Here is a 13,671-nt window from a genome sequence, read left to right on the forward strand (position 1 = left end):
ATATTAAATATAAATAACCTATACAAATAATGTATAGGTTATATTATATAAAATTTTGTGGAGGTTTAGTATGTCGATTAATTTATCAAAAGGTGATAAAATAGATTTAAAAAAATCGAACCCTGGACTGAGTAATATACTTGTAGGTTTGGGATGGGACCCTGTGCAACAAACAGGTGGAGGATTTTTTAAATCTCTATTTGGTGGAGGACAAGCTGATATAGATTGTGATGCATCTGTATTTATGCTTAATCAAGAAGGAAAATTAAGTGGAATAAAAGATTTGATTTATTTTGGAAATCTAAAAAGTGCCTGTAAGTCAATATTGCATACAGGAGACAATTTAACTGGTGAAGGTACAGGCGATGATGAACAAATCCTAGTTAATTTGGATAAGGTTCCATCAAGTATTCACAAATTATTGTTTGTAGTAAATATATATAATTGTGTGGATAGAAAACAACACTTTGGTATGATAGAAAATGCCTATATAAGAGTTGAAGACCAAAGCAATAAGAAAGAAATAGCTAAATATAATCTATCTGATAACTATTCTGAGAAAACGACTCTTATAGTAGGAGCTATATATAGAAAAGATGGAAGTTGGCAATTTAAAGCAATAGGTGAAGGAACAAAGGATGCAGGTCTTAAGGAAGTAATGCAAAATTTAGACAGGATTGAGTGTGCATATGGAATTTAATAATGATATCAAATATTATAATGTAGATAAAGAAGAGGTAATAGAGGACTTATCTGTTAACCCTGAAAAAGGTTTATCAGAATCAGAAGTCAAAAAAAGAAGAGAAAAGTATGGTTTAAATGAGTTTACACCAAAAGAAGAAGGAAGCTTTTGGGATGATTTAAAAGACAGTTTAAGCGAACCAATGATAGTTATTTTGATTATTGCAGCAGTAGTAAGTGCAGTAATTGGAGAAACTCATGATGCAATAGGGATAGTAGGAGCTATAGCAATAGGTATAGCAATAGGTATGATTACAGAAGGTCGTTCTAAGAAAGCAGCAGATGCACTTTCTAAGTTGACTGAAAACATAGAAGTTAAAGTATTAAGAGATGGAGAAGTACATCAAGTCTCTAAAAGTGAATTGGTACCAGGAGATATAGTATATATCGAAACTGGTGACATGGTACCTGCTGATGGTAGACTTATAGAGACTATAAATCTTAAAGTTAGAGAAGATATGCTAACTGGGGAATCTGATGATGTATCTAAAAAGTGTGATGTAGTAGTTTCTATGGAAGAAATAGAATCTAAAGGAGCATTAGTAGTACAAGAACCAATACCTGCAAAACAAATAAATATGGTATTTGGTGGTACCCTTATCGCTTATGGTAGAGGAACTCTAGTTGTAACTTCAATTGGAGATAGCAGTGAGATGGGTAAAATAGCTCAAAACTTATCAGATACAGATGAGCAAACTCCACTTCAGATAAAACTTGGAAATTTAGGTGGATTAATAGCTAAAGTTTCTAGTGCAGTAGCAGGATTATTATTTATATTTATGGTTTTTCAAATGGTAAGTAAGAATGTATTAAATGTAGATATGTCTGGAATATTACCATTTTTAGAATCAATAGACCCTGTCAAAACGGCATTTACAGTATGTGTTGCGTTAATAGTTGCAGCAGTACCAGAAGGTCTTCCAACTATGATAAATATGACACTTGCAATAACAATGCAAAAAATGGCCAAAATAAATGCATTAGTTACTAAAAAAGAAGCTTGTGAAACTATAGGTTCTGTTTCTGTAATATGTTCAGATAAAACTGGTACATTAACTGAAAATAGAATGACTGTAGAAGTTGCATATATTGATGGAAGATATATTGAAAGTCCGGAAGAAGAAATAAATAGTTATTTTGAAGAAAACTGTATGATAAACTCTACAGCTGATATAGAGCATAACGATGGAGATATTAAATATTTGGGAAGTGCTACTGAATGTGCATTACTTTTATACTATAAAAATGTAGACTATAGACAATTTAGAAAAGATTGTAGTATAGTAGCTCAAAATCCTTTTACTTCTGATTCAAAAAGAATGACTTCTGTCATGGGTCAAGATAATAATCATGTATTATTATCAAAAGGAGCACCAGAAGTTTTACTTGAGTTATGTTCACATATTCAAAGAGGAAAAGACATAATTCCAATAACTGAAAATATAAAACATGAGATTTTAGAAGAAATAAAAAAATTACAAATAAAATCAATGAGAACTCTAGGTTTTGCATATAAAGAAATCTCACAAGCTGAAGAAGAAGCAGCAGTAACTGCTGAAAGTGATGCTATGAATGTTAGTGCAATGGAAAGTAATTTAGTATTCAGTGGTTTTGTTGGTATAAGAGACCCACTTAGAAAAGATGTTATAGAGTCTGTAAATACAGCAAACAAAGCTGGTGTTTCTGTAAAAATGCTTACAGGAGATAATATAAACACAGCAAGGGCTATAGGTGAAGAATTAGGTTTATTAAAAGGAAATATGAGAGCAGTTGAAGCTTCATATATAGACACTTTAGATGATGAAGAGCTAAAAGAAGAGATACAAACTATCTCAATAGTTGCAAGAAGTAAGCCAGATAGTAAAATGAGAATAGTTTCAGCTTTACAAAAGAGCGGGGATGTTGTTGCAGTAACAGGTGATGGTATAAATGATGCTCCAGCACTTTCAAAAGCAGATGTCGGTATAGCAATGGGTATCTCTGGTACAGAGGTATCTAAAAACGCAGCAGATATAATTTTAACTGATGATAGTTTTAGTACTATTGTAAAGGGTATTAAATGGGGTAGAGGAATTTATGATAACTTCCAAAGATTCGTTCAATTCCAATTAACAGTAAATGTAATTGCCTTTTTAGTGGCTATAATATCTCAGGTAATGGGACAAGAGATGCCATTTACTACAATACAATTATTATGGGTAAACATAATTATGGATGGTCCACCAGCACTAGCATTAGGTCTAGAGCCTGTTAGAAACCATGTATTAAATAGAAAACCTGTTGATAGAAAAGCTAATATAATTTCTAAATCAATGGTATATACAATAGTATTAAATGCAATCTATATAACAACAATACTAATGTTACAATCTACATTTAACTTCTTAGGAGTTGATGAAGCTCACAAAGGTACTGTAATGTTTGCATTGTTTGCATTTAGTGCATTGTTTAATGCGTTTAACTGTAGAGAATTTAATGCAGATAGTATTTTTCCAAACTTTACACATAACAAATTAGCACTACAAATAATAGTTTTAACAGGAATTGCACAAGTAATATTTACTCAACTATTCCAAGATTTCTTTAACTCTGTAGCTATGGATGTTATGACATGGGTAAAAGTTCTATGTGTAGCAGCAAGTGTGGTTGTAGTTAATGAAATTGTAAAATGTATAATAAGACTAGTAAAACCAAAAAAGGCTGCATAAAATAAATTTTTAAAAAAATAACAAACTGACTCAAAATATGTATTTTGAGTCAGTTCTAAATAAACATTTAAATTGGGAGGATAATTATGGGTGACTCAAAGGTATTTGAAAAAATATTCTCCAGCCAATCAGACAGAGGAAACTACACTCCTTCAAAAGGATATCTAAGTTATTTTATTTCATATATTGGTTTAGAAGATGAGATTTTGTACAATCTTGAGATATTTAAGACAAAACAAAATATTGATAGTAAAAAAGATATTGTTTTATTTACTGATGCTATAGCAAATCCTAGTGATTTTGATATTATAAATTATTTTAAAAATGGACTTAAAAAATATAGAAATAGCATGGAAGATGTGGATATAAATATTTTGGGGTTCGATGAGATTGATTATAAATTAAAGAAAGCTATAGATAAAGTGCTAAAAGAGGAAGAAAAAGAATTTACCAATGATAGAGTTAAACAAAATTTTATAGTGAAAATAATGGCATGGATAAAAATCTATATCGGTGCTTTAGATATAAATAAAAATGAGGCTCCAAAAGTAATATTTTATGGGGATATAAAAAAGCATGAAGTTTATCTACTCTTAATATTGTACTTGGCAGGCTTTGATGTTTTATATCTTAACCCAAATTCAAAGAGCAATATAAATATTTTAAACCTAGAAAAATACAAGATAGAGTTTGAAGAAGCCAATATAATAGAAGAAAAAATTGCTTTTGAAGAAAGGGTTATCTTAGGAGAAAAAATAGATAAAGGTTCTGTAAAAAAAGCTTTTACTGTTGGAGCTGAAGCATCAAAACGTATAAGTGAAGAATTATTAAATGATGCAGGATTTATAAAACCTTGGCAACTTCAAGATAGAAAAATAAAAAATTTGCTTTTAAGTTCAACTGTTGATGAAATATCAATATACTGGAATCAGCCATTAAAATTAAGACCAGGATTTAAGTTTAATGATGCTACTGTAGAAGTTCCAAATTTTCTTTCTAAGATTAATGGAATATATAATGATAAAAATGAATATATAAAATTTTTAGATTTATTAAGAGATTCGGAAAGTTCAACATTTATTGAATTTAATGGAGATATAGACAAATTTTCAAAAGAATTTACAAGAGATGCTTTTAGTTTGTCTTTTTTACTAAATTCAAAAGGTGTTATAGATAAAAATTCTATTTTAAATAATAAAGATTATTCTATTTCAACCTTGACATTAAATCAACAAATTATGATTTTAGAAAAAGTAGAAGAGTTATTAGAAGGAAACATGTTCTTGAATGGTCTAAGTGGAGAAGACAAGATAAAAGGTCTGTTTACAGTACTTCATATGGATAAGAAGTTTGTTCATATGATGAATAACTTTGATTATTCTCTTATAAATCCAAAATTGATTATATATATGTACAAGAGTATAGTATTTGATAAAGAAATAGTTTTTCTTATGCTTTTACTAAGTAAAATTGGGTTTGATATTATTATTTTATGTCCAGGAGGAGAAAATAATATAGAGAATGTTATAAATAACCAATTGATTGATGTGCACAGATTGGATAAAATGGTATATGACCTTAGATTAAATTCACTTGAAGATGAGATACCTTTACTTAAAAAAATTTTTGGAAAGAGGAGAAGATTTTAGATGGGGATAAATATAAATAGTTTTTCAAAAGATAAGAATTCTGTAGAGGTTACTGAAAAATTACCTACAGTTGTTGACGAAGAAAATTTTGATATAATGGAATATACAAATAATAAAAAAAATGAACTGAGAAAGTCTAAGGAAGTTGAAGCATTGACATCTCTTATAGAAGTAGAAAATCCTGATACAATTTTACAATTTGGTAGAAAAGCATCTGAAGGAGTAGCAAGGGTTTCTGATAGTCTTCTAAATACAATAAAACTAAATAGAAATGAAGAAAACTCTAAAATGTTGGTTCATTTGACTAAAATAATGGACAAGTTTGATTTAGATGATTTTCAAGAAACTAAGGAACCAAATTTTGTTCAAAAACTTTTCAAAAAAGCTAATAATGCTATTGAAATGATGTTTCAAAAATATGAGACATTGGGAGGAGAAGTTGAAAAAATCCAAATTGAACTTGAACAATATGAAAGAGATATAGCACTTTCTAATAAGCAAATAGGTTCTATGTTAAATGAAAATTTTGAGTTTTATAATGAACTTCAAAAATATATTGTTGCTGGAGAAATAGCAATAGAAGAAATGGATAACGAAATATTACCTTTCTTTAAACAAAAATCAGAAACTAGTGGAGACCAAATGGATGTTGTTAATTATCAAGAGCTACTAAAAGTTTATGATATGTTAAATCAAAGAATCTACGATTTAAGAATAGCAGAAAATATAGCCATACAGACAATACCTATGCTTAGAGGTATGCAACATAATAACTATGGTTTAATTAGAAAAATAAACAGTGCATTTGTTGTAACTTTACCAGTATTTAAGCAATGTTTATCTCAAGCTATATTGCTTAAAAAGCAAGAATTGCAAGCAAAATCTCTAAAAGCACTTGATGATAAGACTAATGAATTATTGCTTAGAAATGCTCAAAATGTAAGTACTCAAAGTGCACAAATAGCTAGAATGGCTGGAACAAGTTCTGTTCAAATAGAGACATTAGAAAAAATGTATACTACTATTAAGTCTGGTATAGATGAGACTATGAGAATAGAAGAAAACAATAGAGTTTTAATTAAGGATAATACAAAGAGGTTGGAAGAATTGAATACAGCTATAATTTATAATAAGTAGTATATTAGGGGCTAATTTGTATAAAGTTGGCCCTTTCTATGTATATGAGGAGGCCATACATTGAAATATTTCGATTATATCTGCAAAGATGATTTGGAGAGAATTTTTTTGAAAGAGCCAGGAGACTTTAATGCTAAGACTGAAAAAGATGTATTGAAATATGCACTAGGTGCTTTTTTATACGTTCCAGCTACTCAATATAATATGATTTATAAGAGCATTATAGGGGATGTTAAGGGAGTTAGACCATTAGCTATTTGCTTAGAAGATGCTGTTGGGGTAAATGGAGAGTTAGAGGCTATAGAAAATCTTAGATTAATTTTGAAAGATATTAGTGATGAAAGTATAATAAACAAAGATGGGATACCATTAATTTTTGTAAGGATAAAAAATGTAGAGCAATTATTAAAAATTAAAGATATTATAGTTAAAAATAGTCATACTATAACAGGCATATTAATTCCTAAAGCAAATTCAGAGTTAATAGAGAATTGTATAGAAGCTTTGAGTTCTATGAATCTTCAAGATATGTATGTTATTCCAATAATAGAGACAAGGGAATTTATATATAAGGAAAGTAAAGAACTGAGTTTTAAGAATTTATACAATTCTATTTTAAAACATAAGTCAAGAATACTCAGCATTAGAGTAGGTATAACTGATATATTAGGTATGTATGGTATAAGAAGAGACAAAAACTTCTCTATATATAATAATTTAATTTGTTCTTCATTTACATTAGATATAATCACATATCTTCAAAGACCAGAGTTAGATATACCTATAAGTGGAGGAGTATCAGAGTTTTTTGATATGACAAATAAGGATATAAGAAGTAAGTATGTAGAAGAAATATTGCTGGATAAATTTCATGGGCTAATTGGAAAAACAGTAATTCATCCAATGCAAATTCAGATTGTGCAAGCACTATCTGCAGTATCATATGAAGATTTTACTGATGCTTTGGATATATTGAATAGTACAAATAGCAAATATGGTGTGAGTAAAGGTGTGTTAGGAGAGAGAATGAATGAAACAAATCCACATTTTTTATGGGCTAAAAAAACATTGATTCTATCTAAAATATATGGTGTATTAAATAAAGGAGTAGACTATGAAGAATTGCTTAAATTTTAATTGTGAGATTGACATTATTGATAATCCATTAAATTTAGAATTAAATGATTTTTTAGATGTAGGAATAAGAAATAATAGTAAGAGACGTTTTTTATTTATATCAAAGAAACTTGGTAAGCATATAGCATGTAAACCAAGTGAGATGGATAATTTGGGAAAATTAATAGCCACAATTTATAATGAAAAAAATAAAGTAACATCAAATGGTACTGTTATAGCTTTCGCTGAAACTGGCACAGCTATTGGACATAGTTTTTTTAATTATTTATGTGGAGAATATGAATTTATTCATACTACTAGAGAACCATTTGATGAGTTAGAGAATCTAGAATTTTTAGAGGAACACTCCCATGCAACAGACCAAAACTTATACTTTGGTATGCTTAGCAATTTCAAAGTTGGAGATGAAGTAATATTAGTTGATGATGAGATTACTACAGCTAATACCTGTATGAATATAATTAGGAAGATTCAAAGTATTTATCCGAGAAAGAAGTATACTATATGTTCTATACTTAATTGGGTGAATGATGAGAACTTAAGAAAAGTTATTCTTTTAGAAAAAGAACTAAGTTGTAAGATAGAATTTGTATATTTATTTAAAGGAAACTTTAATTTTGATATAAATGAAGATATTATTTCAAATTACAATGATAATTATACTACTACTGATTCACATATTGTTTCAAATGATAAAGGAAACTTAGTAGTAAATCACATCAATGTTGACCTAGAAGATTATATTGGAAGTAAGAAATATGTAAAGTATACAGGTAGATTTGGAATTAACAGAGGAGAACAAACTAGATTAAAAGAAATTGTAAAGAGAGAAAGTAAAAAAATAATTATGGATAATAAAGAATCTTTAAAAAATAAAAATGAAAAGATTCTATTTTTAGGTACTGAAGAATTTATGTATATACCTATGTTGTTTGCAAAAGAAAAAGAGAATCAATATGATGTATACTATCATTCAACAACAAGAAGTCCAATTATTGATATTGAGAAAAATAATTATCCTATTAGAAGTAAGTTTAAGTTAAAGAGTTTTTATAATATAGATGTTCAAAATTATATTTACAATATAGATAAACATAATTTTTCTAAATGCTATTTATTTGTAGAGTTGAATAAAAGTAAAAATTCTTATCTGGAATTTATTGATATAATTAAAAATACGAGTATAAAAGAATTGACTATAGTATGTTGTAGCTAAAGAGGATTAAGATATATCACAGTTTTAAGATAGGAGTTGAGTTATATGGCAGATTTTAGCACATATTCTAAGGAGGATGTTATCTTTTTATTAAAAGATATATCAAACTTAATTGAAGAAGAAGGAAATAAAGAGAGAGAATTAAAAATACAAAATGGTAGTCATTATTCAGAAATGATACCAATAGAGTATGAAGTTAGTGAAGATTATCTGAATTTATATCATGACAAACTAGGGCAAAATAAAGATAAACTTGCATTTTCCATAGGAGTTATGTGTGAAAAGATAATTAAAAAAAATGGGAATGATGTGGTATTAGTTTCACTTGCTAGAGCAGGTACACCTATTGGTATTTTGGCAAAGAGATATCTAAAAAGCAAGTATAATCTAAATTTACCTCACTATACAATCTCTATAATAAGAGATAAAGGCATAGATATGAATGCAATTGAATATATAGTAAAGAATCATCCAAATGAAAAAATTCAATTTTTAGATGGCTGGACTGGAAAAGGAACTATATCAAAAGAACTTGAAAAGGCATGTGACGAGCTTAGTAACAAATTTAAAAAAACTTTTGATTCAACCCTTGCTGTATTGGCTGACCCTGCTGGATATTCAGGGCTTTATGGAATTAGAGAAGACTTCTTAATACCAAGTGCATGTTTAAATTCAACAGTTTCTGGGCTGATAAGTAGAACCGTATTAAGAGATGATTTAATTGGTAAAGATGATTTTCATGGAGCTAAGTTCTATAAACATTTAAAAGATAAAGACGAATCTATAAATTATATAGAGACAATAGAAAGTTGTTTTAAAAATCAATTTAAGAACATATCTGTTGAAGTTGATAACTGGGAAAGTGATATTATAACAAAAGATGGATATTTTGATGTTTTAAATATAAAGGAAAAGTATAACATAACGGACATTAACTTTATCAAACCAGGCGTTGGGGAAACAACAAGAGTTTTACTTAGAAGAGTTCCTTATAAGATTCTAGTTAAAGACTTAAATGATAAATCTTTAGAGCACATATTTATATTAGCTAAAGAGAAAAATGTTGAAGTTGAACAAATGGACTTAAAAGCATATAAATGCTGTGGAATAATAAAAAATATGAAAGACATTTAGAAAATATATTAGACAGGAGAATACTGAATGATTGTTTTTTCAGACTTAGACAGGAGTATTATTTACTCTGATAAATTTTTAGACACTGATAAGAAATATACTAATATAGAAATTTATAGAGAAAAAGAAATATCTTATATATCTTTAGATACTATAAATTTAATAAAGCAAATACAATATTATGGTATGTTTATACCGACAACTACTAGAACAGTAGAGCAATTTAAGCGTATAGAATTTAATAAATATGGGATTCACTTTCCTTTTAGCATAACTTCAAATGGAGCAATTATACTTAAAAATAATGAAATATTGAAATCATGGAGTGAAGAAATAGATAAATTAAAGTCTAGCTATGAACCCATTGAAAGTATGATTGAAAAATTTAAAGATTATCTGAATATAGAAGGAATAACTAATTTTAAAGTTGCAGAAGATACGTTTTTTTATATAGTTGTGGACTTTGCAAAATTTAATCTGGATTCAATCAAGGAGTATCTAAATATATTGGAATCAAAACATTGGAAGTTTTATGTGAGTGGCAGAAAAATCTATTTTATACCAAAAGAAATCTCAAAAGAAAATGCTATAAAATACTTGACAAAAGAATTAGAAATAGAGTCTTTCTATGCAATTGGAGATTCTGTCATGGATTATGGTATGCTCAATATTTCAAATAAAGCATATGTATTAAAGCATGGTGATATAAATAAAAATAAAACAGAAAATTCATTTATATCGAGTATTTTTAATGGAATGAGTGGAACAGAAGAGATACTATCTAATATTTTAGATGAAAGTTGTCTGCTTAATATATAATAAGAAATATATATAGTTAATAAAATAAAAAATCTGAAATAAATTAGAATAAAATTTGTCATACTAATTTATTTCAGATTTTTATTAATTTATATTCAAGTAAGAATTCAATATATTAAAATGAAGGAGGAGTCATTGCCCAAACTGAGATACATACATCATCATCATAATTTTCATATACATGTGGAATAGTACTGTTAAAATAAAAACTATCTCCTTCTTCCAATACATATTCCTTATTTCCAAGTATTATCTTCATTTTTCCTTTTATTATATAGCCACACTCTTCCCCTTCATGTGTTACAAATTCACTACTTTTTTTTGTATGACCATCTAGTGTAACAAGTAAAAATTCTATTTTTTTACCAGATAAATTGGGAACAAGAAGTTCATAAAATTTTGTAGAATCATTAGTTACTATTTTTTTTCTATTATTTTTCTTTACTATTATATCAGAGTCTTCTTTTTCAATCTCATCAAAGAAATAACCTATATTTACATCAAGAGCTTTTGATATTTTCCACATTGCTACAATTGACGGAACAACCATATTTCGCTCAATTTGACTTATTAAACCCGTACTTAAATCTGAGTTCTTTGCTAAAGTAGAGATACTGATATTTTTAGATTTTCTAAGAGCTCTAATTTTGCTTCCGACATCTATATTCATTAGATACAAACCCCCTCAGACATGATTATAACATATAATTTCTAAAGAACAATAAAATAAAAAAAGTTTTATTATACATGTATTTTTGCTGTTATATTGAATTTTCTGAAAAGATGAATTATAATTATATTAATATTCAATATATTGAATATTAATATAGATATTTTAATTTAATGAAATAGGGAGGTAGGTAAGATGAAGAGTTTTGTAAGTCCTGATAATATTTGGGTATTATGGGCAGTCATAACTGGATGGGCAGCATTTAGTATTTATTTGGAACAAAAGTACAATTGGGCATCGAAAATATCAGGAGCAATAATAGCTCTTGTAGGAGCTATGCTATTATCAAATCTAAATATCATACCAGTAGAGTCTGTCGTGTATGACCAAGTATGGGGATATGTTGTTCCTTTAGCCATAGCTTTACTTTTATATCAATGTAACATTAAAAAGATATGGAAAGAAAGTGGAAGATTACTTGTAATATTTCTTGTAGGTTCTGTAGGAACTGTGATTGGAGCCATGGTTGGATTTTTACTATTAAAAAATGCAGTACCAGATTTAAATATTGTTGCAGCTATGATGACAGGTTCTTATATAGGTGGAAATGTAAACTTTGCAGCCATGTCAGGCGCATTTAATGCACCTGGAGAATTAGTCTCAGCAACAGTTGTAGCAGATAATCTTTTAATGGCACTATATTTCTTTGTTTTAATTGCTATCCCATCAATTGGATTTTTTAGAAAACATTTTAAACATCCGCATGTAGATGAGATGGAAAGTACTAATGTAACTGAAGGAGAAACAATAGCAGCGAACTATTGGGGAAGAAAAGAAATATCTTTAAAAGATATAGCAATAGCTATTGGTAGTGCATTTATAATTGTTGCAGTATCTGTAGAGTTATCAACTTGGTTTAAAGCTATAATACCAACATCAAATCCTTTTTTAGCAATGTTAAATACTCTATTTGGTAATCAATATTTAATAATAACTACTTTGACTATGTTATTTGCTACATTTATGCCTAAATTCTTTAGTGATATAAAAGGAGCACAAGAGATAGGTACATTTTTAATTTATATCTTCTTTGTAGTAGTAGGTGTTCCTGCTTCTATAACATTAATAATTCAAAAATCACCATTATTACTTTTATACTGTGGAATAATGGTACTGATAAACATGTTAGTTACATTCATAGTTGCCAAAATATTTAAGTTTAGTTTAGAAGAAGCTATTCTTGCATCTAATGCAAATATTGGAGGACCTACAACAGCAGCAGCTATGGCAATATCAAAGGGTTGGTCTAAACTAGTAGGTCCAATACTTATAGTTGGAACATTTGGGTACATAGTTGGTAATTATTTTGGTCTTTTAGTAGGAAATATTTTAATATAATTTTACCTTGATATAATTTTTCGTGAATTAAAAAGTTTATTTTGATAAAGATTTTATTTAACTGGAGGTTGTTATGATTTTTGATGGACATTCAGATACTTGGGCAGATGTAACAATAAGAAGACTTAACGGGGAGAAAGATGTATTTAGAAGAATTCATCTTGATAATTTTAAAAGAGCAAATATAGAAGGAGCTATTTTTGTAATATGGATAGACCCTCCATATGATAAAGAACCTGAAAAAAGGGTTAAACAAATTGTAAGCTGTATAAAAGATGAAATTGAAGATATGAAAGATATTGTAAATATAGTAAAAAAATATTCTGATATAAACAAAGGCATAAGTGAAAATAAAATAAATATTTTAATTGGAATAGAAGGATTAAGTCATATTGGAAAAAATATAGATTTACTAGACTATTTTTACAAGGAAGTCGGAGCAAGACATGCATCATTAACTTGGAATGAGCAAAATGAACTTGCTACAGGATGTTTAGGAGATAAAGACAGAGGCTTAACTGAGATAGGGAAAAAAGCAGTAAATAAGATGGAAGAATTGGGCATGATAGTAGATGTATCACATTTGAATGAGAAGTCATTTTGGGATTTGATGTCTATTGTAAGTAAGCCAGTAATAGCTTCTCATTCTAACGCAAGAAGTCTATGTGATGCTAAAAGAAACCTTACAGATGCTCAATTAAAAGAAATTTCAAAGACAGGTGGATTAGTAGGAATAAATAGTTTTAGAGGATTTACTAATAGTAATCCACAAAAACAAGATTTGATACACTTAGTTAACCATATAGACTATATGGTAAATCTTATAGGTATAGAACATGTATCTTTTGGTTTTGACTTTAGTGATTACTTAGGTACGGAGACTATTGGTTCTTTTACTGAAAATGCTAGTATTCCAAGTGTAGATGGTTTGGAAAGTACATATACAGCACATAATATAATAGTAGAACTTGAAAATAGAGGTTATAAAAAAAGAGACATAGATTTAATTTCAAGTGGTAATTTTTATAGACTCTTTAAAGATATACTAAAATAATATAATAA

11 protein-coding genes are annotated in these 13,671 nt (G+C 28.2%); 10 read left to right on the forward strand and 1 reads right to left on the reverse strand.

Annotated elements, in window-relative coordinates; translation table 11 throughout:
- The first annotated feature begins 70 nt into the window (after positions 1-70).
- The 8 genes from ACTG47_RS08245 (at position 71) to ACTG47_RS08280 (ending at position 10,541) form a co-directional block, all read left to right on the forward strand.
- Positions 71-700, forward strand: coding sequence for a TerD family protein (locus ACTG47_RS08245; protein WP_479926781.1), 630 nt, complete (start codon positions 71-73; stop codon positions 698-700).
- A complete protein-coding gene (locus ACTG47_RS08250) occupies positions 690-3,449 on the forward strand; it encodes a calcium-translocating P-type ATPase, PMCA-type (RefSeq protein ID WP_169468101.1) in 2,760 nt (919 codons plus the stop codon). The genes ACTG47_RS08245 and ACTG47_RS08250 overlap by 11 nt, the downstream gene beginning before the upstream one ends.
- Positions 3,450-3,535: 86 nt before the next feature.
- Complete coding sequence (locus tag ACTG47_RS08255; RefSeq protein ID WP_169468099.1) at positions 3,536-5,098, forward strand: YceG family protein; 1,563 nt, start codon at positions 3,536-3,538, stop codon at positions 5,096-5,098.
- The gene (locus ACTG47_RS08260) at positions 5,099-6,235 is read left to right on the forward strand and encodes a toxic anion resistance protein (RefSeq protein ID WP_479926782.1); all 1,137 of its coding nucleotides are present in this window, start codon (positions 5,099-5,101) and stop codon (positions 6,233-6,235) included. It begins immediately after the preceding gene.
- 60 nt (positions 6,236-6,295) lie between these two features.
- Positions 6,296-7,372, forward strand: coding sequence for an HpcH/HpaI aldolase/citrate lyase family protein (locus ACTG47_RS08265; RefSeq protein ID WP_479926783.1), 1,077 nt, complete (start codon positions 6,296-6,298; stop codon positions 7,370-7,372).
- Complete coding sequence (locus tag ACTG47_RS08270; protein WP_479926784.1) at positions 7,350-8,588, forward strand: phosphoribosyltransferase family protein; 1,239 nt, start codon at positions 7,350-7,352, stop codon at positions 8,586-8,588. The genes ACTG47_RS08265 and ACTG47_RS08270 overlap by 23 nt, the downstream gene beginning before the upstream one ends.
- 45 nt (positions 8,589-8,633) lie before the next feature.
- Positions 8,634-9,722 (forward strand): cysteine protease StiP family protein, encoded by a 1,089-nt coding sequence (locus ACTG47_RS08275; RefSeq protein WP_479926785.1) that lies wholly within the window; start codon positions 8,634-8,636, stop codon positions 9,720-9,722.
- Between the two features lie 27 nt (positions 9,723-9,749).
- Positions 9,750-10,541: an HAD hydrolase family protein gene (locus ACTG47_RS08280; protein WP_169468088.1), complete on the forward strand. Its 792-nt coding sequence runs from the start codon at positions 9,750-9,752 to the stop codon at positions 10,539-10,541.
- A 115-nt stretch (positions 10,542-10,656) separates the two neighbouring features.
- On the opposite strand, the gene ACTG47_RS08285 is transcribed toward ACTG47_RS08280, so the two are convergent.
- Positions 10,657-11,211 (reverse strand): cupin domain-containing protein, encoded by a 555-nt coding sequence (locus ACTG47_RS08285; protein ID WP_479926786.1) that lies wholly within the window; start codon positions 11,209-11,211, stop codon positions 10,657-10,659.
- A gap of 195 nt (positions 11,212-11,406) precedes the next feature.
- Between ACTG47_RS08285 and ACTG47_RS08290 the strand changes: the two genes are divergently transcribed.
- Together ACTG47_RS08290 and ACTG47_RS08295 are read left to right on the forward strand one after the other, a co-directional pair.
- Positions 11,407-12,609, forward strand: coding sequence for a DUF819 family protein (locus tag ACTG47_RS08290; RefSeq protein WP_479926787.1), 1,203 nt, complete (start codon positions 11,407-11,409; stop codon positions 12,607-12,609).
- Positions 12,610-12,682: 73 nt separating this feature from the next.
- Entirely contained in the window at positions 12,683-13,663 is a 981-nt protein-coding gene (locus ACTG47_RS08295; protein WP_479926788.1) for a dipeptidase, read from the forward strand.
- Positions 13,664-13,671 lie beyond the last annotated feature (8 nt).

It is taken from the genome of Clostridioides sp. LIBA-6622, from assembly GCF_056716095.1.

Bases quoted from the DNA above. Each gene is read 5' to 3' on its own strand.
- ACTG47_RS08245 (WP_479926781.1), top strand. From the start codon at position 71: ATGTCGATTAATTTATCAAAAGGTGATAAAATAGATTTAAAAAAATCG.
- ACTG47_RS08250 (WP_169468101.1), top strand. From the start codon at position 690: ATGGAATTTAATAATGATATCAAATATTATAATGTAGATAAAGAAGAG.
- ACTG47_RS08255 (WP_169468099.1), top strand. From the start codon at position 3,536: ATGGGTGACTCAAAGGTATTTGAAAAAATATTCTCCAGCCAATCAGAC.
- ACTG47_RS08260 (WP_479926782.1), top strand. From the start codon at position 5,099: ATGGGGATAAATATAAATAGTTTTTCAAAAGATAAGAATTCTGTAGAG.
- ACTG47_RS08270 (WP_479926784.1), top strand. From the start codon at position 7,350: ATGAAGAATTGCTTAAATTTTAATTGTGAGATTGACATTATTGATAAT.
- ACTG47_RS08275 (WP_479926785.1), top strand. From the start codon at position 8,634: ATGGCAGATTTTAGCACATATTCTAAGGAGGATGTTATCTTTTTATTA.
- ACTG47_RS08280 (WP_169468088.1), top strand. From the start codon at position 9,750: ATGATTGTTTTTTCAGACTTAGACAGGAGTATTATTTACTCTGATAAA.
- ACTG47_RS08285 (WP_479926786.1), bottom strand. From the start codon at position 11,211: ATGAATATAGATGTCGGAAGCAAAATTAGAGCTCTTAGAAAATCTAAA.
- ACTG47_RS08290 (WP_479926787.1), top strand. From the start codon at position 11,407: ATGAAGAGTTTTGTAAGTCCTGATAATATTTGGGTATTATGGGCAGTC.
- ACTG47_RS08295 (WP_479926788.1), top strand. From the start codon at position 12,683: ATGATTTTTGATGGACATTCAGATACTTGGGCAGATGTAACAATAAGA.